21 protein-coding genes are annotated in these 21,487 nt (G+C 72.8%); 15 read left to right on the top strand and 6 right to left on the bottom strand.

Translation table 11 applies throughout. From position 1 onward, the window contains the following. Positions 1-502: aspartate/glutamate racemase family protein (locus Q7T52_RS12940; protein WP_304803118.1), on the bottom strand; the 502-nt coding region annotated here is incomplete at its 3' end. 71 nt (positions 503-573) lie between these two features. Between Q7T52_RS12940 and Q7T52_RS12935 the strand changes: the two genes are divergently transcribed. After that, entirely contained in the window at positions 574-1,467 is an 894-nt protein-coding gene (locus Q7T52_RS12935; RefSeq protein ID WP_304803116.1) for a LysR family transcriptional regulator, read from the top strand. Further along, positions 1,464-1,862, top strand: coding sequence for a GNAT family N-acetyltransferase (locus Q7T52_RS12930; protein ID WP_304803114.1), 399 nt, complete (start codon positions 1,464-1,466; stop codon positions 1,860-1,862). The genes Q7T52_RS12935 and Q7T52_RS12930 overlap by 4 nt, the downstream gene beginning before the upstream one ends. On the opposite strand, the gene Q7T52_RS12925 is transcribed toward Q7T52_RS12930, so the two are convergent. Beyond that, entirely contained in the window at positions 1,847-2,599 is a 753-nt protein-coding gene (locus Q7T52_RS12925; protein ID WP_304803112.1) for a GTP pyrophosphokinase family protein, read from the bottom strand. The genes Q7T52_RS12930 and Q7T52_RS12925 overlap by 16 nt on opposite strands. Before the next feature lie 159 nt (positions 2,600-2,758). Here Q7T52_RS12925 and dnaK point away from each other — a divergent pair, with 159 nt between their 5' ends. The 4 genes from dnaK (at position 2,759) to Q7T52_RS12905 (ending at position 6,947) form a co-directional block, all read left to right on the top strand. Beyond that, the gene (dnaK, locus tag Q7T52_RS12920; RefSeq protein ID WP_304803110.1) at positions 2,759-4,627 is read left to right on the top strand and encodes a molecular chaperone DnaK; all 1,869 of its coding nucleotides are present in this window, start codon (positions 2,759-2,761) and stop codon (positions 4,625-4,627) included. Further along, entirely contained in the window at positions 4,624-5,259 is a 636-nt protein-coding gene (gene grpE / locus Q7T52_RS12915; protein WP_304803108.1) for a nucleotide exchange factor GrpE, read from the top strand. Before dnaK ends, grpE begins: the two co-directional genes overlap by 4 nt. Before the next feature lie 81 nt (positions 5,260-5,340). Beyond that, the gene (dnaJ, locus tag Q7T52_RS12910) at positions 5,341-6,504 is read left to right on the top strand and encodes a molecular chaperone DnaJ (protein ID WP_304803107.1); all 1,164 of its coding nucleotides are present in this window, start codon (positions 5,341-5,343) and stop codon (positions 6,502-6,504) included. Positions 6,505-6,521: 17 nt separating this feature from the next. After that, complete coding sequence (locus tag Q7T52_RS12905; protein ID WP_304803105.1) at positions 6,522-6,947, top strand: heat shock protein transcriptional repressor HspR; 426 nt, start codon at positions 6,522-6,524, stop codon at positions 6,945-6,947. 17 nt (positions 6,948-6,964) lie between these two features. Here the strand turns inward: Q7T52_RS12905 and Q7T52_RS12900 are convergent, their stop codons facing one another. Continuing rightward, positions 6,965-9,004 (bottom strand): carboxypeptidase-like regulatory domain-containing protein, encoded by a 2,040-nt coding sequence (locus Q7T52_RS12900; protein WP_304803103.1) that lies wholly within the window; start codon positions 9,002-9,004, stop codon positions 6,965-6,967. A 159-nt stretch (positions 9,005-9,163) separates the two neighbouring features. Here Q7T52_RS12900 and Q7T52_RS12895 point away from each other — a divergent pair, with 159 nt between their 5' ends. Further along, on the top strand, positions 9,164-9,898 hold the full coding sequence (locus Q7T52_RS12895) for a hypothetical protein (protein ID WP_304803101.1): 735 nt from the start codon (positions 9,164-9,166) through the stop codon (positions 9,896-9,898). 10 nt (positions 9,899-9,908) lie between these two features. Here Q7T52_RS12895 and Q7T52_RS12890 read toward each other — a convergent pair whose 3' ends face one another. After that, the gene (locus tag Q7T52_RS12890) at positions 9,909-10,487 is read right to left on the bottom strand and encodes a TetR/AcrR family transcriptional regulator (protein WP_304803099.1); all 579 of its coding nucleotides are present in this window, start codon (positions 10,485-10,487) and stop codon (positions 9,909-9,911) included. 85 nt (positions 10,488-10,572) lie between these two features. Between Q7T52_RS12890 and Q7T52_RS12885 the strand changes: the two genes are divergently transcribed. Next, positions 10,573-11,454, top strand: a complete 882-nt coding sequence (locus tag Q7T52_RS12885) for an SDR family oxidoreductase (protein WP_304803097.1) — start codon at positions 10,573-10,575, stop codon at positions 11,452-11,454. A 16-nt stretch (positions 11,455-11,470) separates the two neighbouring features. Here the strand turns inward: Q7T52_RS12885 and Q7T52_RS12880 are convergent, their stop codons facing one another. Beyond that, positions 11,471-12,925, bottom strand: coding sequence for an MDR family MFS transporter (locus tag Q7T52_RS12880; RefSeq protein ID WP_304803095.1), 1,455 nt, complete (start codon positions 12,923-12,925; stop codon positions 11,471-11,473). Between the two features lie 94 nt (positions 12,926-13,019). On the opposite strand from Q7T52_RS12880, the gene Q7T52_RS12875 reads away from it, so the two are divergent. Then, a complete protein-coding gene (locus Q7T52_RS12875; protein ID WP_304803093.1) occupies positions 13,020-14,030 on the top strand; it encodes a glycosyltransferase in 1,011 nt (336 codons plus the stop codon). A gap of 11 nt (positions 14,031-14,041) precedes the next feature. Next, the gene (locus tag Q7T52_RS12870) at positions 14,042-14,512 is read left to right on the top strand and encodes a GtrA family protein (RefSeq protein WP_304803091.1); all 471 of its coding nucleotides are present in this window, start codon (positions 14,042-14,044) and stop codon (positions 14,510-14,512) included. Here the strand turns inward: Q7T52_RS12870 and Q7T52_RS12865 are convergent. Continuing rightward, positions 14,433-16,280 (bottom strand): DUF6020 family protein, encoded by a 1,848-nt coding sequence (locus tag Q7T52_RS12865; protein WP_304803089.1) that lies wholly within the window; start codon positions 16,278-16,280, stop codon positions 14,433-14,435. The genes Q7T52_RS12870 and Q7T52_RS12865 overlap by 80 nt on opposite strands. Positions 16,281-16,346: 66 nt before the next feature. On the opposite strand from Q7T52_RS12865, the gene Q7T52_RS12860 reads away from it, so the two are divergent. The 5 genes from Q7T52_RS12860 to Q7T52_RS12840 all read left to right on the top strand — a co-directional run bounded on the left by Q7T52_RS12860 (position 16,347) and on the right by Q7T52_RS12840 (position 21,322). Further along, positions 16,347-16,844 (top strand): hypothetical protein, encoded by a 498-nt coding sequence (locus Q7T52_RS12860; protein ID WP_304803087.1) that lies wholly within the window; start codon positions 16,347-16,349, stop codon positions 16,842-16,844. Next, a complete protein-coding gene (locus tag Q7T52_RS12855) occupies positions 16,841-18,334 on the top strand; it encodes a hypothetical protein (RefSeq protein WP_304803085.1) in 1,494 nt (497 codons plus the stop codon). Before Q7T52_RS12860 ends, Q7T52_RS12855 begins: the two co-directional genes overlap by 4 nt. A gap of 103 nt (positions 18,335-18,437) precedes the next feature. Beyond that, entirely contained in the window at positions 18,438-19,742 is a 1,305-nt protein-coding gene (locus Q7T52_RS12850; RefSeq protein ID WP_304803083.1) for a hypothetical protein, read from the top strand. A gap of 5 nt (positions 19,743-19,747) precedes the next feature. Next, positions 19,748-20,713: an Abi-alpha family protein gene (locus Q7T52_RS12845; protein ID WP_304803081.1), complete on the top strand. Its 966-nt coding sequence runs from the start codon at positions 19,748-19,750 to the stop codon at positions 20,711-20,713. A gap of 87 nt (positions 20,714-20,800) precedes the next feature. Next, on the top strand, positions 20,801-21,322 hold the full coding sequence (locus Q7T52_RS12840) for a SigE family RNA polymerase sigma factor (RefSeq protein ID WP_304803079.1): 522 nt from the start codon (positions 20,801-20,803) through the stop codon (positions 21,320-21,322). Positions 21,323-21,487: the final 165 nt, after the last annotated feature.

Here is a 21,487-nt window from a genome sequence, read left to right as displayed (position 1 = left end):
TGATCTCGTCGAAGACGACGCGGTCGACCAGCTCGCGGCCGGCCTCGTCGGGCACGACGACCTCGATCCCGTGCAGCGCCAGGCGATCGGCGTAGAAGGTCTCCTCCATCACCCAGCGGGCGCCGAGGAGGCCGAGCGTGGTCCAGCCCTCGCGCTTCGCCACAGCGGCGACGGCGTCGGCGATGTGGACGGCCTGCACGCCGGACTCACCCGCGGCGGACTCGAGGGCCGCGAAGTTCTTGTGCATCAGGTTGGTGCACAGCCCGACCAGGTCGGCGCCGCCGGCGACACAGCGCCGCGTCGCCTCGGACAGCAGCGCGGCCGAGCCGGCCCAGTCGCCGCGCACCTGGCAGTCGCGCACCTCGGAGAAGTCCAGCGACTGCAGGGAGATCCGTGCCGAGGCGTGGCCGCCCAGGCGTGCCGCGACCTGCTCGTTGATGAGGCGGTAGTAGGTCGCGGTGGAGTGCCAGGACATGCCGCCGATGAGCCCGATCGTCTTCATGTCGTCACCCTCCCGCGGATCGAGGTGCAAAGGAATCCCTGACCTCCTGGGACAGGGCATAACCTCAGCCTATGGCTCTCGACGCTCGCCGTGTCCTCCTCTTCCGCGACGTCGCCCGCGCTGGCTCGATCAGCGCGGCCGCCCGCGCCGTCGGCTGGACCCAGCCCGCGGTGAGCCAGCACCTGGCCCGGCTCGAGCGCGAGGCCGGCGGCCCGCTCCTGCTGCGCGGCCCCGGCGGCGTCACGCCCACCGAGGCCGGCCGGGCGCTGCTGCTCCGCGCCGACGTCGTCGCCGCCGAGCTCCACTCCGCCGAGGAGGAGCTCGCCGCGCTCACCCAGCTCCGGGCCGGGCGCGTCCGGCTGGTCGCCTTCCCGTCCGCCGCCGCCACGCTCGTGCCCGAGGCCGTCAGCTCGCTCGCCGCCACCCACGCGGAGGTCGAGGTGGGGCTCGACGAGGCCGAGCCACCCGAGGCGCTGGCTGCGGTGGCCGCGGGCGACGCCGACCTCGCCCTCGTCTTCGGGTACGACGGTCCACCCGAGGGGGTCGGGACCCTCACCTGGCGCCGGCTGCTGACCGAGCCCGTCCACCTCGTCGTGCCCCCCGGGCGCCGCGGGCCGGGTCGCCGCGGCCTCGCCGCCCTGGCGGACGACGACTGGATCGGCGGCTGCGTGCGCTGCCGCACCCACCTCGTCGCCTGCTGCGAGGCGGCCGGCTTCACCCCGACCGTGCGGCACACGACCGACGACTACGTGGTCGTCCAGAACCTCGTCGCCCGCGGCCTGGGCGTCACCGTGCTGCCGGCGTCGGCCCTCGCCGCCTACCGCCACCCCGACGTGCGGGTCGTCCCGATGACCTCGCTCGGGCGCCGCCACGTGGGGCTCGCGTTCCGTCCGGGCGCCGACGGCGTGCCCGCGACCGCGGCCCTGGTGAGCCAGCTGGTGGCCGCCGTACCGTCGGGTCCATGAGCGTCGACGTGCGGCCGTTCGAGCCCGAGGACGCCGCCGCGGTGGCGCGACTGGCGACCACCGTCCAGTGGCCCTCGCTCACCGACCCCGAGGTCGTGCGTCGCGTGTGCACCGCGCCGGGCTCGTCGTCCTACGTCGCCGAGGACGACGGCAGCGTCGTCGGCTGGGCGCAGGCGCTGGGCGACGGGGTGCTCCAGTCGCACCTGAGCTTCCTCGCCGTGCACCCCGCCCACCGGCGCCGAGGGATCGCCCGCCTGCTCCTCGTGGCGACGTTCCAGGCCACCGGCACGGCGCGGATCGACCTGGTCACCGACGCCGACGGCCGGGCCGACGGCTTCTACGAGGGGTTCGCGCACCGCCGGATGAGCGGCTTCCGTCTCTATCCGGGCGCCTGAGGACCCGGTGCCTGAGCACCCGGTGCCAGCGTGCGGATCTCGTCGCGCAGCCGACCCATCTGGTCGTCGAGGTCGGTGGCGATGCCGGCCACGCGGCGCAGCGTCTCGCTGAGGTCGGACGGCACGGCGCCGTCGTACTTGTAGTAGATCTGGTGCTCGACGCTGGCCCAGAAGTCCATCGCGATGGTCCGGATCTGCAGCTCGACGGGCACGTGCACCGTGCGGTCGGACAGGAACACCGGGACCTCGACGATGATGTGGAGGCTCTGGTATCCGTTGGGCTTGGGGGAGCGGATGTAGTCCTTGGTCTCGAGCACGGTGAGGTCGGGCTGCCGGGTGAGCATCTCGGCGAAGCGGTAGGTGTCCTCGACGAACGCGCAGGTCACCCGGATCCCGGCGATGTCGCGGATGGTCGCGCGCACGACGTCGAGGTCGGGCGCCACCCCGAGGCGGGTCATCTTGGCGACCAGGCTGTCCATCGACTTCAGCCGCGTCTTGACGTGCTCGATCGGGCCGTAGTCGTGGGTCTCCTCGAACTCCTCGCGCAGGATCGTGATCTTGGTCAGCACCTCGTCGATGCCGAACTTGTACTGCTGGCGGAAGCCCGCCAGCCGCGCCTGCAGCTCGCGCATGACGTCGTCGGGGTCGCGGCCCTCGGCGCCGGGCCCGGCCAGGGCCCGCAGGAAGTCGACGTACGACGTCCCGGGAGCGGTCTGCGGGAGCGCGGGCGAGGTCACGCCAGGAGCGTACGGCGGGTCGGGAACAACCCCGGTGGGACGTCGGTTGGACCCTGTGTCAGACTTGAGCCACCGGGACTCAACTTCCCTGACTCCCCACCCAGCAGCACCACCCAGACACCACCCAGACACCACCCCAGACACACGGAGGAACACACCATGGCACGAGCTGTCGGCATCGACCTCGGCACGACCAACAGCGTCGTCTCGGTCCTCGAGGGCGGCGAGCCCACCGTCATCGCCAACGCCGAGGGCGCGCGCACGACCCCCTCGGTCGTCGCGTTCGCCAAGTCCGGCGAGGTCCTCGTCGGTGAGGTCGCCAAGCGGCAGGCCGTCACCAACGTCGACCGCACCATCCGGTCCGTCAAGCGCCACATGGGCGAGGACTGGACCGTCGACATCGACGACAAGAAGTTCACGCCCCAGCAGATCAGCGCGTTCGTCCTGCAGAAGCTCAAGCGCGACGCCGAGGCCTACCTCGGCGAGACGGTGACCGACGCGGTCATCACCGTCCCGGCCTACTTCTCCGACGCGCAGCGCCAGGCCACCAAGGAGGCCGGCGAGATCGCGGGCCTCACCGTGAGCCGCATCGTCAACGAGCCCACCGCGGCCGCGCTGGCCTACGGCCTCGACAAGGGCGACGACCAGACGATCCTCGTCTTCGACCTCGGTGGCGGCACGTTCGACGTGTCCCTGCTCGAGATCGGTGAGGGCGTCGTCGAGGTCAAGGCGACCTCGGGCGACAACCACCTCGGTGGCGACGACTGGGACAACAAGGTCGTCGAGTGGATGGTCACCAAGTTCAAGAACGCCAACGGCGTCGACCTCGCGGCCGACAAGATCGCCAAGCAGCGCCTCCAGGAGGCGGCCGAGAAGGCCAAGATCGAGCTCTCCTCGTCGAGCGAGACCACGATCCACCTGCCCTACATCACCCACGGCGAGTCGGGCCCGCTCCACTTCGAGGAGAAGCTGACCCGCTCGGAGTTCCAGAAGCTCACCGCCGACCTGCTCGACCGCACCAAGGCGCCGTTCAAGAACGTCCTCAAGGACGGCGGCGTCGCGGTCGACAAGATCGACCACGTCGTGCTCGTCGGCGGCTCCACCCGGATGCCCGCGGTGAGCGAGGTCGTCAAGGACCTCCTCGGCGGCAAGGAGCCCAACAAGGGCGTCAACCCCGACGAGGTCGTCGCCATCGGCGCGGCCCTGCAGGCCGGCGTCCTCAAGGGCGAGGTCAAGGACGTCCTGCTCCTCGACGTCACCCCGCTGTCGCTCGGCATCGAGACCAAGGGCGGCGAGTTCAACGTCCTGATCGAGCGCAACACCACGATCCCGACCAAGCGGTCGCAGACCTACACGACCGCTGACGACAACCAGCCGTCGGTCGAGATCAAGGTCGCCCAGGGAGAGCGCCCGCTGTGGGCGCAGAACCAGGCCCTCGGCAACTTCGAGCTGACCGGCCTCCCGCCGGCCCCCCGTGGCGTGCCCAAGATCGAGGTCACCTTTGACATCGACGCCAACGGCATCGTCCACGTCACCGCCAAGGACCAGGGCTCCGGCAAGGAGCAGAAGATGACGATCTCGGGCGGCTCCGCGCTGTCCAAGGACGAGATCGACCGCATGGTCAAGGAGGCCGAGCAGTACGCCGAGGAGGACGCCAAGCGTCGCGAGGCCGTGGAGGCCCGCAACCAGGCCGACCAGCTCGTCTACACGACCGAGAAGTTCCTCGGCGACAACGGCGACAAGATCCCCGAGGACGTCAAGACCGAGGTCCAGGCCGACGTCGACAGCCTCAAGGCCACGCTCGAGGACGCCGAGGCGTCCTCCGAGTCGATCACCGCGGGCGTCTCCAAGCTCAACGAGTCGAGCCAGAAGATGGGCGCCGCGATGTACGCCGCCGCCGAGGCCGACCAGGCCGCTGCGGGCGGGTCGACCGGCGCCACCGGTGAGGCCGACGACGACATCGTCGACGCCGACGTGGTCGACGCCGAGGTCGTCGACGACGAGAAGCCTGCGGACGACGACAAGTGACCGAGCGTCCTGAGGACGTCACGCCGGCGGGGGAGGGCGTCGAGCCGACGCCCTTCCCCGACGGGGAGATGGCCAACGAGCCCTTCGAGACGGGCGCAGAGCGCCCTCCTCAGGGACCGACCGAGGTCGAGGCGCCGCTGCCGGTCGACGAGGTCGAGACGACCGAGCCGGCTGACGACGAGCTGACCCTGGCCCGGATCGCCCTCGAGGAGCGCACGCTCGACCTGCAGCGACTGCAGGCCGAGTACCTCAACTACAAGCGCCGCGTCGAGCGCGACCGCGACCTGGTCAAGCAGAACGCGACCTACGCCGCGCTCGCCCCGATCACCGAGGTGCTCGACACCATCGACCGGGCCCGCGAGTCGGCCCAGCAGCAGGGCCTCGAGCTCGAGGATGGCCTCAAGACGGTCGCCGACCAGCTCGAGCGCACCGTGGCGGGGCTCGGCCTCACCAAGTTCGGCACGGCGGGCGACCCGTTCGACCCGACGATCCACGAGGCCCTCAGCCACATCGGCCAGGACCCCGAGGTCACCGTGACGACGTGCAAGGTCGTGGCCAAGGCCGGCTACAAGATCGGTGACCGGGTCGTGCGCGCCGCGCAGGTCCTGGTCGTCGACCCCGCGGACAGCTGATCCGCGACATCATCAGCAGCACCGACGACAACACCGACCACAGCACCGACGACAACACCGACACGACGGAGAGGGGGAGGGATGGCTGAGCAGGAGTTCAAGCCCGAGTGGGCGCAGAAGGACTTCTACGCCGTGCTCGGCGTGAGCAAGGACGCGACCGCCGACGATCTCAAGAAGGCCTACAAGCGGCTGGCGCGCGACAACCATCCCGACACCCACCCCGGCGACGACGAGCGGCTCGAGAAGTTCAAGGCCGTCGCCGAGGCCTACGACGTCGTGGGCGACCCCGACAAGCGGCCGAAGTACGACGAGATGCGCCGGCTCTACGGGTCCGGCGGCGGCTTCGGCGGCGGGGGCGGCGGTGGCGGGTTCAACGACCTGTTCGGCGACCGGGCCCGTGGCGCCGGCGGCGGCGGCTTCGGCGACATGTTCGGTGACATCTTCGGTGGCGGGGGCGCCCGGCGTACCCAGCAGCCGCGACGGCCCGCCAAGGGCCAGGACGTCGAGACCAGCGCGACCATCTCGTTCACCGACGCCCTCGACGGCGTCACCATCTCGCTGCGGCTCACGTCCGACGCCGCCTGCCCGACCTGCTCGGGCACCGGCGGCAAGCCCGGCACCAAGCCGCGGATCTGCCCCGAGTGCGAGGGGGCCGGCTACGTCGTCTCCGGCGTCGGCGGGGCGTTCTCCATCAACGAGACCTGCCCGGGCTGCGGCGGGCGCCAGCTCGTCTACGACGAGAAGTGCCCGACGTGCCACGGCAGTGGCCGCGGCACCTCCGCGCGCACCATCCAGGCCCGGATCCCCGCCGGCGTCAAGGACGGCCAGCGCATCCGGCTCCGCGGCAAGGGCGCGGCCGGCGACCACGGCGGCCCGGCCGGCGACCTGTTCGTCGTCGTCACCGTCAGCCCCCACCGGGTCTTCGCCCGCAGCGGCGACAACCTGACGCTCGACGTGCCGGTCGCCTTCGACGAGGCCGCCCTCGGCGCCGAGATCAAGGTGCCGACCCTGGGCGGCGCACCGGTCACCCTGCGGCTCCCCGCGGGCACCCCCAACGGCCGGACCTTCCGGGTCCGGGGCCGCGGCGCCACCCGGGCCGACGGCACCCGCGGCGACCTGCTCGCCACCGCCGTCGTGCACGTCCCCGCCGTGCTCGACCAGCCCGCCCGCGAGGCCCTCGAGGCCTACCGGGAGGCCACCGCCGGCAAGCCGTTGCGCGCCGGGCTCTTCGAGGACGCACAGTAGGACCAGGAGGGATCGCGATGAGCTTCACGCAGCCGCCGGGCCCCGACGCCCCCGTCTACGTCATCAGCGTCGCGGCCCAGCTCACCGGTCTGCACCCGCAGACCCTGCGCACCTACGAACGCCTCGGCCTGATCACCCCCGGCCGCACCGGCGGTGGCGGGCGCCGCTACTCGCACCGCGACCTCGAGCTGCTGCGCTCCATCGCCGACCTGACCTCGTCGGGCATCGGCATCGAGGGGGTGCGTCGCATCCTCGAGCTCGAGCACCAGGTCGCCGCGCTGGCCGCTCGCAACGACGAGCTCCAGGCCGAGCTCGCCGCCGCCCGCGAGGCGCTCCGCCTCGCCGCCACCGCCCGCGCCGCCCAGGCGCCGCCCAGCCGCCTGCCCGTGCTGCGCGACCCGTCGGCGTCGCAGGCCGTCGTCGTCTGGCGCCGCGGGCGCTGACGCGGCACCGTCCGGTGTCAGCCGGTGCCTCCGGGTGCCGTCGTACGCCGTCCCGCCCGGCGCCGCCTCGACCGCCCCGCCGACAGCAGCGCCACGCCGCTCGCGACCAGCAGCACGCCGACGCCGAGCAGGAAGCCCGGAGGTCCGCCGGTGTCGGGCAGGCCGTCGGGTCCGACACCGCTCCCGCTCCCGTCCGACGACGGGGGTGACGTCGTGGTCCCGTCCGACGGCTCGGTGGTCGGGGACGGCGTGGATGTCGGCGTGGGGGTCGGGCTCGGGGTGACCTCCTGGACCAGCTGGAAGTCGCGCCCGCCGCGGATCTCCCCGGCCGCCGTGATCGCGAACGGCAGGCTGGCGCTGCCGTCGACGTCGAAGCCGTCCGGCGGGGTGACGCTGGCGGTGTAGGCGCCGGCGACGAGGTCGCCGGTGTAGTAGCCGCCGGCCGCGTCGGTGACGGTCGTCGCGGGTGGCCCGGGTCCGTCGATCACGACGGGGATGCCCTCGACGCCCCCGTTCTCGTCCGTCACCGCGCCGGACACGGCGCCGGCACGGGTCAGGGCGAAGTCCTGGTCGCCGACGTCGGCGGCGCCCACGGTGGCCTCGCGCGTGGTGTCGCCGCCGTAGCCCGCGGGTGGGTCGACCGTGATCGTGACGTCGCCGGCCGCGACCCCGGCGAAGGCGTAGGAGCCGTCGCCGAGCGTGACCGCAATGCGCGACGGGCCGCCACCGACGGGGGTGAGCGTGACCCGGACGCCCCCGAGGCCGGAGCCGCCCCCGGTGACGCGACCCGTGACCGCCGGGAGGGTGCGCAGGACGAAGTCCTGGTCGACGACCGCGGTCGTGTCGACGTCGATCCCGGTGATGACGGTGCCGCCCGGTCCGGGCGCGTAGCCGTCGGGAACGGTCATCGTGAGGGAGTAGCCGTCGGCGACCGGGTTGTCGTCGAACAGGTAGCCGCCGTCGGACCCGGTCGTGCGTTCGGTGGTGGTGGCGTCCGGCCGGACGAGGGTGATCGTGACCCCCGCGACCGGTCTCCCGGCAGCGTCGGCGACGGTGCCACTGATGGGCTGGGGGACGACCTGGCGCACCTCGAAGTCGGCGCGCGACGCCGGGGCGCCGTCCTCGCCCCGGTTGTCCACCGGCAGGGCGGCGGGCCCGACGATGGCGCAGCCCGGGGGCGCCGTCAGCCGCACGGTCCAGCCGGCCTGCGTCGCGAGCTCGCCCAGGTCGTAGGCGCCGGTCGCGTCGGGGCTGACCGCCGTGAGCGCCTCACCCCAGGGGGACACCAGGGTGACCACGGTGTCCTGGACCGCGCAGGCCCCGGACACCGAGACGTCGTCGACCGTCCCGCCGATCGGGCGGGCGCGGCTGACGAACCAGGTCTGGTAGACGGGGAAGCCCGCGCGGCGGGTGAAGACGAAGGTGAGGCTCCGCAGGCGGACGTCGGGCTCGAACCAGCCCGACGCCCCGTCGGTGTCCGCCGCCGTCGGGTTGCCGACGAGGGTCGACCCGGCGGCGTCCCAGGTCGGCAGGTCGGCCCCGCCGGCGTAGTTGAACGTCCCCCGGAACCACGTGCCGATCTCGGCGGCCGACACGGTCGCCCCGCTCGCGTCGAGGGCGCGGACCTCGACCTGGTCGGCGTCGACGTCGCCGAGCACGAACGCCCAGCCGGTGTCCGGCGTCGGGTGGTCGAACGTGTACGTCGTGGTCGAGGGTGAGGTCGCGTTGTCCGCCTTCGGTCGGAGCGAGAGATAGGGCGACCCCTGGCTGGTCCCGTAGGCCGCGCCCGGCGGCGTCCCCGGTCCCAGGAACGACGTCGCGCCCGAGGGCAGCTGCACGTTGGACCGGGAGTCCGTGGCCACCACGGCCGCCGGGAACCCCGGTGCCCGCTGCAGCATCCGGAGCGCGTAGTCGTTAGACGACCCCGTCACCGGCGTCCACGACGCCCACCGGTTCGTCACGGCCTCCGAGGGTGTCGGCGCGACCAGCGGCCCCACCAGGAGCAACGCAGCCACCACCACGCCCAGCACCGACCGGGAGCACCTGCTCGTCGTCATCGGGATCCTGCTTCCCTCCCGACCCGAGTCGGGACCCACGAGGACGGTATTGCCCGTTCCTCGATACCGCCAGGGGTATCCGTCCAGAAGATTCGTCGGCTGGCCCGGGTCCCAGTCGCGCCCCAGCGGCACCCCAGCGGCTCGTCGTCGACTGCCGCCATGACGACGTACGACACCCTGCTCCTGCTCGCCGCCTCCGCCCTGCTCGTCCCCGCCCTGGCCGCCTGCGACGACGGCAGCACGGCCCGCGACGCCGACCGCGGTGAGCCGCCCACGGCGTTCGCCGACCTGCCGCCCGACCAGATCGCCCGGACCGCCAAGGACGCCGTCCGCGGGTCGGGGGCTCTCTTCCTCGAGCGTGACCTGACCGTCGACGGCGTCTCGACGTCCATCGACCTCCACCTCGACGACGAGGGCAACTGCCTGGGCTCGATCCGCAAGGACGACGGCACTGCCTCGATCCTCGGCGTCGAGGGAACGATCTGGTTCCGGCCCGACGAGGCCTTCTGGCGCCTCTCGGACCCGGACGTCGCGGACGCGGTCGTCGACGAGGTCCGCGGCCGCTGGGTCGAGACCCAGTCCCTCGGCGACCTCTGCGACCTCGACCTCGTCTTCGGGGACGCCGACTCCACGGGCGAGCGTCACTACGAGACCCTCGGGACCGACGAGGTGGACGGCGAGCAGGTGGTGCGGGTGCGCAGCACCGGCGACGACGGCATCTCCAGCGTGGCTTCGGTGCTCACGGCCGAGCCGCACTACCTCGTGCAGGTCGACGCGGAGGGCCGGGCCGAGGGCACGGTGTGGCTCAGCGGCTTCGGGGAGGACGTCGCCACCCAGCCGCCGCCGGCGCGCGACCGGGTCGACCAGGACGAGCTCGACGCCCTGCCGGACTGACGGGTCGTGCCTATCCCAGCGACGTGGTGGCGGACCGCAGCTCCTCGAGCGCGGCCAGCGTGTGCGGGGCGAGCGGGTCGGCGCCGTCGCGGTCACTCTCGGACCACGCGGCGAACCCGCGCTTGAACGCGAGCACGCCGAGCTCGGCCGCGAGGTGGGCGACCGGCTCGGACACCCCGCGGGTGACCAGGGCGTCGCTCACGGCGACGGCGAGGCCGGCGTTCTTGAGGACCGCCCGCTCCTGGAGCTCGGTGCTGGCGTCGACGGCCGCCTGGATGCGCGGACCGAGCTCGCGGTTCATCGGGCCCATCTCGCTGGACGCGCGCTCGAGGCCGGCGGCGACCGCCTCGAGCGGGCTCGCGCCCGCGGGGGCCGCGGCGATGCCCTCGGCCAGCAACCGGCTCAGCGTCTCCTGACCGGCGGCGAGCAGCTCGCGCTTGTCGGGGAAGTGCCGGAAGAACGTGCTCCTGGTGAGCCCCGCCCGCTCGGCGATCTGCGCGACCGTCGTGGCGTCGTAGCCCTGCTCGGTGAAGAGGTCGACGGCGGCCAGCACGATCCGCTCGCGTGCCCCTGGTTCCCACCGTGCCATGGGGTGATCCTACGTGATGCGACACTTGTCCCATCACTCTGCTACGGTGATGGGACATCAGTCCCGTCACTCAAGGAGAACCCTCGTGCAGGTCTTCATCACCGGCGGCACCGGCCTGATCGGCACCGCCGTCGTCGCCGAGCTCCTCGGCCACGGCCACACCGTCCTCGCGCTCGCCCGCTCCGACGCCTCCGCGCAGGCGGTCGAGGCGGCCGGGGGCACGGCGCTCCGCGGGAGCCTGGCCGACCTCGACGTCGTACGCCGGGGCGCCGAGCAGTCCGAGGGGGTCGTCCACCTGGCCTTCGCCAACGACTTCAGCTCACCCGAGGCGCTCGCGACCGCCGTCGCCGAGGAGACCGCCGCGCTCACGGCCCTGGGCGAGACCCTGGTCGGCAGCGACCGCCCGCTGGTCGCGTGCTCCGGCACGCCCTGGGTCCCGGGTCGTCTCTCGACCGAGGAGGACCCGCTGCCCACCGACGGCCCGGTCGGCGGTCGCGGTCGCACCGTCACCGCGATCCTCGAGCTGGCCTCGAGCGGCGTCCGGAGCTCGGCGGTACGGCTGCCGCGGACGGTGCACCGCCGGGGCGAGGGCGGGTTCGCCGGCCTGCTCACCCAGATCGCCCGCCAGACCGGCGTGTCCGGCTACCCGGGCGACGGCACCCAGCGCTGGCCGGCCGTCCACGCGCTCGATGCCGCCGCGCTGTTCCGGCTGGCCCTCGAGTCGGCGCCGGCCGGGAGCTCGTGGCACGCCGTCGACGACGAGGGCGACGCCGTCCGCAACATCGCCGAGGTCATCGGGCGGCGCCTCGGCCTGCCGGTCGAGTCGGTGGCCGAGGAGACGTTCGGGCCGCTCGGGGCGATCTTCGCCTCCGACCAGCCGTCGTCGAGCGTGTTCACCCGGCAGGCCCTCGGCTGGGAGCCGACGCACCCCGCGCTGCTGGCGGACCTGGAGAACCTCCAGCCCTGACCCGGGGGCGGGTGGCTCAGGCGTCCTCGGGGACCTCGGTGCCCGCGCCCCGCGGCATCAGCAGCCCCGAGAGCAGCAGGGCGAGGGCGAGGACCGCGGAGCACACGAACACCGCGTGGATCGCGGGCGCGAGCACGCCGGCCGACAGGTGCTCGAGGTCGAGCGTGCTGCCCGCCGAGGCCTCGCCGGCCAGCCGGCTGTTGACGATCGCGCCGAAGACGGCGACGCCGACCGCGCTGCCCATCGACCGCGCGAACATGTTGGTGCCGGTGGCCACGCCGCGGTGCTGCCAGCCCACGGACGACTGAGCGACGATCACGCCGGGGCTGGCGACGTAGCCGAAGCCGATGCCCATCACGAAGCACGGCAGGGCCAGCTGCCACAGCGCGCTGTCGGCGCTCACCGGCAGCAGCAGCGCCGCCCCGGCGATCACGAACAGCGCACCCATCAGCACCGTCTTGCGGAAGCCGATCGTCAGGTAGAAGCGGCCGCTGGTGGTGGCGGCGATCGGCCAGCCGATCGTCATCGACGCCAGCGCGAGGCCGGCGACCAGGGCGCCGTGGCCGAGGACGCCCTGCGCGTAGAGCGGGACGTACGACGTCAGCCCGAGCATCAGCACGCCGACGACGAACGCCCCCGAGTTGGCCGCGTTGAGCACCCGACGCCGGAAGATCCAGAGCGGGAGGACCGGCTCGGGGGTGCGCGCCTCGACGGCCACGAAGACGGCGAGCAGCGCGGCCGCGGCGACGAAGATCCCGACGCCGGGCAGTGAGCCCCACTCCCAGCGGACCCCGCCCTCGAGCAGGCCGAGCAGGAGCAGCGTGCCACCGGCGGCCAGCAGCACCGCGCCGAGGTAGTCGATCGAGTGCTTGCGGCGCTCGACGCTCTCGTCGAAGCGGCGCCACAGCACCCAGCCGGCCGCGATGCCGAGCGGCAGGTTGACGAAGAAGATCCACCGCCAGGACAGGTAGTCGGCGAAGACACCGCCCAGCGTCGGCCCGACGACCGAGGCCATGGCCCAGACGCTGGCGATGTAGCCCTGCACCTTGGCGCGCTCGGCCAGCGAGTAGATGTCGCCGACGATCGTCATGCCCATCGGCTGCACCGCGCCGGCGCCGAGGCCCTGCACGAGCCGGAAGACGATCAGCGCCGGCATGCTCCAGGCCAGGCCGCAGAGCAGCGACCCAACCAGGAAGAGACCGACGCCCAGCAGCATCACCGGCTTGCGCCCGTAGAGGTCGGCGACCTTGCCGTAGATCGGCACCGACACGGCCTGCGCCAGCAGGTAGATCGAGAACAACCACGGGAACGACGTGAAGCCGCCGAGGTCGTCGACCACCGCCGGCACCGCGGTGGCCAGGATCGTCGAGTCGATCGCCACCAGCCCGATGCTGAGCATGACCGCCAGCAGGATCGGCCCGCGCTCGCTGCGGAGGCCGACGCTGGCGCGGGTGATCTCGGGAGCGCTCACGTGCGGGCCCAACCGATCGACGGTGCTGCGTGTTCCCGCGAGTCCCGGCGACGGATCTCCGGGTCGGGGCTGCCGCTGACTACAGTGATCGACCATGAGCCTGGAGGAGTTCCGCGTCGCGGTGATCGTGCCGTGCTACAACGAGGAGCTCACGATCGCCACGGTCGTGGCCGACCTGCGCCGGGCCGTGCCCCACGCCGAGATCTACGTCTACGACAACAACTCCTCCGACCAGACCAGCCGGGTCGCGGCCGAGGCCGGTGCGATCGTCCGGTTCGAGAGCCGCAAGGGCAAGGGCAACGTCGTCCGCCGGGCCTTCGCCGACATCGAGGCCGACGTCTACCTGATGATCGACGGCGACGACACCTACGACGCGGCCGCGGCGCCCACCCTGATCGAGACCCTGGTGTCGGGTCCGCTCGACCACGTGGTCGGCGTACGCGTGGACACCAACACCGAGGACGGCAGCTATCGCCCCGGCCACGCGATGGGCAACGCGGCGTTCAACCGGGTCACCACCCTGATGTTCGGCGAGCAGGTCAGCGACATGCTGTCGGGCTACCGCGCGTTCTCGCGGCGCTACGTCAAGTCGTTCCCGGCCAACTCGCAGGAGTTCGAGATCGAGACCGAGCTGACGATCCACGCCGCCAACCTGCGCGTCCCGCAGGCCGAGGTGCCGGTGGGGTTCAAGGACCGGCCCGAGGGCTCGGAGTCCAAGCTCCGCACGTTCCGCGACGGCTTCAAGATCCTCGGGCTGCTCGGCCACCTGCTGCTCCACGAGCGGCCGCTGCTCGTCTGCGGCTACGCCGGCCTCGTCAGCGCACTCGTCGGCCTCGTGCTCGGCATCCCGGTCGTCGCCGACTACCTCGACACCGGCCTGGTCGAGCGGTTCCCGACCGCGTTCCTCGCGGCGTTCCTCGTCGTCCTCGGCGCCCTGCTCGTCGGCATCGGCATGATCATGAACGGCGTCCTGCGCGGCACCCGTGAGACCCGCCGGCTGTTCTACCTCCAGCTCCCGGCCAACGTCCGCGTCGGCCCTGCTGCGCCCGCCGCGCCCGCCGCGCCCGCGCCGGCCGAGCGGCCCGCCGTCACCACCCACGGCTGACGGCTCGCGGAGTGCTGAAGAACAGCGCCCACCGCTACCTGGTCGTGGGCCTGGCCAACACGGCCCTCGACCTCGTCCTCTTCACGGTCCTGGCGGTCGCGGTCGGCGTGCCGCCGGTGGTCGCCAACGTCATCTCGACCGTCGTGGTGATGACGGTGAGCTTCTTCGTCAACCGGGCCTGGGTCTTCCGGGCCGAGTCGGCCGGGCTGAGGGCCTACGTCGGGTTCGTCGCCGTCACGCTGTTCTCGGGCCTGGTCCTGCAGTCGCTCGTCATCCTCGGCGTGATCGCCGTGGCCTCGGGCGTCGCCCCCGACCTGCCCGACGAGCTGGTCGAGCCGGGCGCCAAGCTGGTCGCGATGGCGGTCGGGATGGTGTCGAACTTCCTCGGCTACCGCTGGGTCTTCAGCGACCGACCGGCTCCGGCTCCTGCTCCCGACGGGACCCCGGCGCCGGTGGCGCCGGGCGAGGACGGTCCTCGATAGCGAGGAGCAGCAGCACGATCGCGAGGCCGTAGGTGAAGGCCAGCACGTAGCGGCCCCCGGCGCTCAGCGGCGAGACGCCAGCGATCGCGAGCTGGAGGGCGAACGGCAGTGCCCAGAGCCACGCGAAGCGCCGTCGTACCCCGATCGCGGCGGCCAGGAGCAGCACCACGACGACGGTCCGGACGCCGTGGGAGATCACCGGGCGGCACACCGACGCGCCGTAGCAGTCGAACGCGCGGTCGCGGGTGTGCCCGCGCAGGGTCAGGTTGGGGGCCAGCGGCGCGACGCGATGACCGTCGATGGTGCGGTCGTAGGACGGCGACCAGGGCGGGTACCAGTCGGTGCCCGCGTCGAACGGGTCGAGGTAGCGGTAGGACTTGAGGAACAGCCCGTCGACCGCCGTCTCGGGGTAGCGCTTCGCGACGTCGGCGACGATGCCGTTGAACGTGCGCCAGTCGTCGGGGTCGACCGTCTCGTACTTGAAGCTCGCCGACTTGCGCTCCAGTGGGCCGGTCGACTTCAGCGGGTCCGACGTGGAGGGGTCGAAGCTCGCGACGAAGGCGTCGAGGTCGAAGACCTGCGACAGGTCGGCGCGCTCCTGGGCGGTGAGGGCGTCGGGGTGCTCGGTGAGGACGAGCGCCAGCACCTGCAGCTGCACACCCTTGGTCTCGATCGGGTCCGACGGGATGAGCGCGCCGGCCGACGTGGCGATCGAGATGCTCCCGTAGACCAGCACGGCCGGCAGGCCGACCGCGACGACCACGGCCACGCGCCGACGCCTCACGAGGAGCATCGCGAGCGTCTGCGCCACGAGCAGTATCCAGCCGAACTGGACCGTCACCGCCATGAGCCACGAGACGACGAACGTCTCGACGTACCACCGGCGGCCGAGGTCCGACGTCGGCCCGTCGTGGTGCACCAGCCTCGCCAGCAGCGCGAGCCACCAGACGAACGCCGCGCAGAACAGCTGGTTCTTGTGCTCGGCCATGCTCCACAGCGCGATCAGCGGGCTCAGCCCCAGCACCACCAGGGCGAGCGCGCGGTGCCGCCAGCCGGGGACGAGCGCACCGAGGATCGCGAGCGCGCGGCCGAACGCGACGAGCGTCAGCACCACCGACGCCGCCGACAGCACGACCAGCGCCGGCACCAGGCTGTCGAACACTGCGATGCTCACCGAGCAGACCGAGCCGTGGGCGAGCATCAGGAAGAACGGGTGGTGGTTGGACCACAGGCTGTCGCCGTCGGTGAGCAGGTAGGTCGACGTCGGGTAGTCGACGTAGGGCGGGGTCCCGCTCCCGTCGGCGAAGAGCGAGGCGCCCGCGAAGTCGGAGCGGCGCGAGACGAACTCGGTGATCATGTTGGACGGGTCGGGGCTCGGCTGCCCGGGGAACGAGCTGAGGAACCACGGCAGCCACAGCACGGCCAGCACCAGCGAGACCCGCCACCAGCGCGCGAACGTCCAGTCGACCACCCGCACCAGCTGCCCGGCGCGGGCTCCGGCGGGCGCGGGGTGCTCGGGCCCGTCGCGCCACGCGTCGAGCACGGCGCGCAGCCCCAGGAAGACCACCGAGTACGCCGCGAGCGACAGCCCGAGGAACAGCAGCGCGAGCAGCGTGTGGTCGCCGACCTCCCGGCTCAGCAGCAGGTACGGCGCCCCGTCGGGCGTCAGGTAGCGCGCGCACAGGCCCGCCGTCGTCGCCACCGCGACGACCACCACGACCAGCCACGACACCACCGGCGCGACCCACTTCGAAGCGCCACCGAGCATGCGCCGGACTATAGGTGGTCGACCAGCGTGTGGCGCCCCACCGGCGTTTCCTAGGATGAGCGCGCCATGAGCCTCGTCCCGACCCGACCGCGCGCGCGGGTCGCCGCCGTGGCGGCGGTCGTCGGGGTGGCGCTGCTGTTCCTGAGCCCGGTGTTCGGACGGGCCGCGGTGAGCGGGCAGTACCGGCCGCTGCTGCCGGCCGACGGACTGACCACCGGGTGCTACCCGCTGCCGGGCGGGGTCGTGCCCGACTTCCCCTACGTGCTGCGGCACGACGGCGACACCGTCGACGCGGCGGGGATCCACCGCCGGGTGGTGCTGCACTTCGACCGGGTCGACGCCGCCGAGGCGGTCGGCACGATCGAGGACCAGCTCGCCGAGGCCGGCGTGGCCGACGGCACCCACGTCGAGGCGCGCGACTTCGAGGACGTCCCCGACGACGCGGTGGTCCGCGGCGAGATGGTGCTCGACCTGCCGTCGATCGGGGTCCAGTCCGACGACCCGGTGTGCGACGACCCCAACTCGACCAAGCGCTTCACCCCTGACCTCCTGGACCGGTCGTGACGACCGCGACCGCCGTCACCGCCGTGGCGGGTGCCCCCGCCCGCGCGCGGGACCGCTGGGACCGGCTCGGCCGACCCGCGCGGGTGCTCGCCTGGCTGTTCGCGGCCACGGTGCTGGTCAAGGTCGTCGTCTACGTCGGCGTCGCCGGCGGCGGACTGGTCGGCGACGAGGCCTACTACTTCGACTCCGGGCGCGCGCTCTCCAACGCCGTGCGCGACCTCGTCTGGCTGCGCAGCCCCGACCCCGGCGAGATGGACCGGATCGTCGTCGGCAGCGGGTGGTTCATGCCCGGCATGTCGGTCGTCCTGACCCCCCTCTACCTCGTGTTCCCGGGCGCACCCCTCGAGGTCGCCCGCGGCTACCTCGCCCTCCTCACGACGCTGCTGCTGCTCGTCACGGCCCTGCGGGTCCGTCGTACCCTCGGCGCCGTCCCGGCCGGCGCGGTCCTCGTCTACCCCGGCCTCGTGCCGACGTACGCCGCCTTCGGGGCCGCCGGGTGGGGCGACAGCGCCGCGGGGCTCGTGGCGGTGCTGATGGTCTGCCAGGCCATCGACATGGTGCGCGCGGTGCGCGAGCACGGGTCGATCTCGTGGCGGGCGGGGGTGACGCTCGGGGTCTACGCGATCGTCGCCGTCTACTTCCGCTCGAGCGTCAGCCTGCTCGTCGTCGGCGTGCTCGGGGTGACGTTCGTGGTCTCGATGGTCCTCGCCGCCCGCGCCGAGCGCGGCCGGGTGGTGCTCTCCTACGTCGCCGCCGGCGTGGCGTTCCTCGCGATCCTGGCGCCCTGGAGCATCGGTGCGTCCGCGGCGCTCGACGCGCGGGTCGTCACGACCGTCTCGGTGCCCACCGTGCGCGCCAACACCTTCGGCGACCGCGACCTGGTCTGCTTCGGCGAGTGCGACCCCGGCAGCAGCATCTGGTTCTCGCCGCTGCGCTACTCGCGCGAGCAGGCCCGGGCCGCTGGGCTGAGCGAGGTCGACATCGCCAGCGAGATGTCGGCCTACGCACGGCGCGACGTGACGTCGACGTCCTACGCCCGCGACGTCGGCATCAACGCCGGCCGCTACTTCTACAACCCGGCGCGGTTCGCGACGCTGCTGCGCTGGCACGACGCGCCCTACAGCATCGTGCCGCTGGCCGAGGTCGGCACCGCGGGACTGTTCTATCCCGCGAGCCTGCTGATGCTGGTCGTGCTCGGCGCCGTGACCCGGCGGTCCTTCGACCTCCAGCTGTCGCTGGTGCTGGTCAAGGTCGCGATCATCACGCTGATGGTCCAGCCGTTCGTGCACATCGCCGGCCCCCGCTACTGGACGACGCTGGCCCCGCTGCTGGGGCTCGGCGCGGCGCTGCTGTGGGCGGTCCGTCGCGAGCGGATCGACGACGCGCCGCGGGCCGGGGGCGCCGTCGCGCGGCTGCTGTACGTCGCCCAGGTCGGCCTGGGCCTGTTCGCCCTGGCCGTCGTGGTGGGGGTCGGGCTGCTCGCACTCTGACGCTCGGGACGAGGTAGGTGTGACGCCGTGTCACGCTGTGCGGGCGGGCACTAGTCTGCGCAGGTGGTGGTGATGGGGCCGCCCTCGACGAAGGGGTCGACCGGTGGAGTGGCTCAGTGACTACGTCCACGACCTCGACTGGGTCGCCTTCCTGAGCATCCCGGTCTTCACCGGGGTCATCGGCTGGCTCATCAACTGGTCCGGCCTGGTGATGCTTTTCGCCCCGCTGCGCTTCCACGGCATCCGGGTGCCGGGCATGAAGGAGCTCGCGACGGTCCTGCCGCGCAAGCTCCAGGAGGTCCCCGGCGTGCTCCAGGGCGGGATCGGCTGGCAGGGCATCGTGCCCGCCCGCGCCGCCAAGATGGGCAGCATCGCCGTCGACAAGGCGATCGCCAAGCTCGGCACCCCCGCGGAGTTCTACCAGCAGCTCGAGCCCGACCAGATCGCCGAGCACATCGTCACCGTCTTCCGTCCCGAGATCCCCGAGCTCGTCGACCAGGTGATGGAGGTGGAGTACCCGCGCCTGTGGCACGACCTCCCGCCCACGGTGAAGGAGGCGGTCTACCACCGCGTGCAGGCCCAGCTGCCCAGCGTCGTCGGGACGGTGACGACCGAGATCGGCATCCACATCGACCAGCTGCTCGACCCGAAGATCATGGTGATCGACCACTTCCAGGACAACCCCGGCCTGGTGGTGCGGATCTTCCGCGACTTCGGTCAGAAGGAGCTGGACATGATGGTCCGGTTCGGGTTCATCTTCGGGTTCCTGCTCGGCATCCCCGTCGCGCTGATCGACAGCATCGCCCACCAGCCCTGGCTGCTACCCGTCCTGGGCGTCGTCGTCGGCTGGATCACCAACGCCCTCGGCATGTGGCTGATCTTCGAGCCGCCGGAGCCCAAGAAGATCCTCGGGATCACCTGGCACGGGCTGTTCCTCAAGCGCCAGAGCCAGGCCGCCGAGGTCTACGCCCAGATCATCGCCGACGACGTCATCACCCTCGAGCGGATCGGCAACTTCCTGCTCGACGGGCCCCGCGGCGACCGCACCCGCCAGATGCTCGCGACGGCCATGCGACCAGCCATCGACCAGGCCGCCGGCCCCGCGCGCGGCGCGCTCCGCGTCGCGATGGGCGCCTCGCGCTTCGACAGCATCCGCGACTCCGTCGCCCAGGAGGCCGTGGGGCGCACCCTCACGCCGTTCCGCGACCCCGAGTTCAGCGCCCGCCAGGCCGACAAGATCCGGGTGCTCGTCGCGACCCGCACCAAGGAGCTCCCGCCCCGCGACTTCGTCGACATGATGCGCTCGGCCATCAAGGAGGACGAGTGGATGCTCTACGCCCACGGCGCGATCATGGGAGCCGCCGGGGGCTTCCTGCACCTGGCGATCTTCGGCGCCCAGGGAGGATGAACGACGTGTCCCACCCCCACGAGCCCACCGGGCCCGCCGAGCCCGTCGAGCCCATCGAGCCCTCCGCCCACCGCGACCTGCTCCCCGAGCTCCGCGAGGCCGGCGAGTCGCTGCCCGGCCTGGCCCGGGTCGCCGCGTCCGCCGCCTGGCACACGACCGGGTGGGGCGTGCGTACGTCGGCCAGGGCCTGGCTGCGCGTCGGGCGCGCCGTCACCGACCGCGACGAGGCGGCCGCCCTCGCCCGCGAGGCCGCGACCGCGATCGCCGCCGTCGGCGAGATCGCCCGCGCCGCCTCGACCGGCACCCCGCTCGGCAAGGCCCTCGTCTCCGCCGGGTCGACCCTCGGCGGGATGGTGCCCGAGCCGGTCACCGAGGTCATCAACGGCCAGGTCGTGTCGTCGCGCGCCCACCACGACAAGGACGCCGAGCCGACCCTGCGCGAGCGCGGACAGGAGCTGCTCCACAAGTCGCGCGACGTGTGGAGCACCGACCAGGGCCACCCGGCCTTCGGCCGCATCCTGAGCGAGGTCGCCCCCGACGAGGCCCGCATCCTGATGCTGCTGCTCAACAAGGGCCCGCAGCCCAGCGTCGACGTCCGCACCGGCGGCCCGGTCGGCATGGTCAGCTCGCAGCTCATCGCGCCGGGCCTGACGATGATCGGCCCCCGCGCCGGCTGCCGCTACGTCGACCAGGTGCCGTCCTACCTCAACAACCTCTTCCGCCTCGGCCTGATCTGGTTCTCCCGCGAGTCGCTGCGCGACCCGATGGAGTACCAGGTCGTCGAGGCCCAGCCCGACGTCCTCGCCGCCATGCACTCGGTCAAGTTCGCCAAGGTCGTCCGCCGCTCCATCCACCTGACCCCGTTCGGCGAGGACTTCTGCCGCACCTGCCTGGTCGAGGAGGAGGTCGCCACCGCCGAGTTCCCCGAGCACGGCACCCCTGGCGACGGCGAGGCCATCGAGGCGCACTGACCCGATGGTCGCCCCTGGTCAGTCCCACCCAACCGATCGCCGGGCTGCACGCGTCTGACTCCTGAGACCCGGCGGAGGAGGACAGCGATGGCGAAGCACGACGAGGAGTTCCGCGTCTTCGCCGCGTCCGCGCTCGGACCGCTGCGGGCCACCGGCTACCTCATGTGCGGCGACTGGCACCGCGCCGAGGACGCGGCGCAGGAGGCCCTCGTGCGGCTCTACCTGGCCTGGTCTCGGGTCGAGCGCACCGAGGCGCTGCTCGCCTACGCCCGCCGTACGACGGTGCGCATCCTCGTCGACGAGTCGCGGCGGGCGTGGCGGCGCCGCGAGCGTCCCGGCGACCCGGGCGACCTCGGTGACCTCGACCGGCCCGCCGCCGACCCGGCCGAGCGGGTGGTGGAGAGCGAGGCCCTGGTCAGCGCCCTCGCCCAGCTCGCGCCGCAGCGCCGAGCCTGCGTCGTGCTCCGCTACTACGGCGACCTGTCCGTCGCCGAGACCGCCCGGGCGCTCGGGTGCTCGGAGGGCACGGTCAAGAGCCAGACCTCCGACGCGCTGCGGGCGCTGCGCCCCCTGCTCGACGACACCGTCACCCCCGGGAGGAACCCATGACCCGCCCCGAGCACCCCCAGCTCCCCGACCTGCTGACCGAGCGGCTGCACGCCGCCGCCGACGACCACGGACGCCCGCTGGCCACCGACGTCGAGGGGCTGCTCGGTCGCGCCCGCCGCACGCGCCGCCGGCGTCGTACGGCGGGGCTCGTCGCGGTCGTCGTGG

The organism is Nocardioides sp. (genome assembly GCF_030655615.1).
Taxonomy (GTDB): domain Bacteria; phylum Actinomycetota; class Actinomycetes; order Propionibacteriales; family Nocardioidaceae; genus Nocardioides.
The sequence above is the reverse complement of the archived record's forward strand: the minus strand, read 5'-3'. Positions and strand labels throughout refer to the sequence as shown.

Bases quoted from the DNA above. Each gene is read 5' to 3' on its own strand.
- Q7T52_RS12935 (WP_304803116.1), top strand. From the start codon at position 574: ATGGCTCTCGACGCTCGCCGTGTCCTCCTCTTCCGCGACGTCGCCCGC.
- Q7T52_RS12930 (WP_304803114.1), top strand. From the start codon at position 1,464: ATGAGCGTCGACGTGCGGCCGTTCGAGCCCGAGGACGCCGCCGCGGTG.
- dnaK (WP_304803110.1), top strand. From the start codon at position 2,759: ATGGCACGAGCTGTCGGCATCGACCTCGGCACGACCAACAGCGTCGTC.
- dnaJ (WP_304803107.1), top strand. From the start codon at position 5,341: ATGGCTGAGCAGGAGTTCAAGCCCGAGTGGGCGCAGAAGGACTTCTAC.
- Q7T52_RS12905 (WP_304803105.1), top strand. From the start codon at position 6,522: ATGAGCTTCACGCAGCCGCCGGGCCCCGACGCCCCCGTCTACGTCATC.
- Q7T52_RS12900 (WP_304803103.1), bottom strand. From the start codon at position 9,004: ATGACGACGAGCAGGTGCTCCCGGTCGGTGCTGGGCGTGGTGGTGGCT.
- Q7T52_RS12895 (WP_304803101.1), top strand. From the start codon at position 9,164: ATGACGACGTACGACACCCTGCTCCTGCTCGCCGCCTCCGCCCTGCTC.
- Q7T52_RS12890 (WP_304803099.1), bottom strand. From the start codon at position 10,487: ATGGCACGGTGGGAACCAGGGGCACGCGAGCGGATCGTGCTGGCCGCC.
- Q7T52_RS12875 (WP_304803093.1), top strand. From the start codon at position 13,020: ATGAGCCTGGAGGAGTTCCGCGTCGCGGTGATCGTGCCGTGCTACAAC.
- Q7T52_RS12865 (WP_304803089.1), bottom strand. From the start codon at position 16,280: ATGCTCGGTGGCGCTTCGAAGTGGGTCGCGCCGGTGGTGTCGTGGCTG.
- Q7T52_RS12860 (WP_304803087.1), top strand. From the start codon at position 16,347: ATGAGCCTCGTCCCGACCCGACCGCGCGCGCGGGTCGCCGCCGTGGCG.
- Q7T52_RS12840 (WP_304803079.1), top strand. From the start codon at position 20,801: ATGGCGAAGCACGACGAGGAGTTCCGCGTCTTCGCCGCGTCCGCGCTC.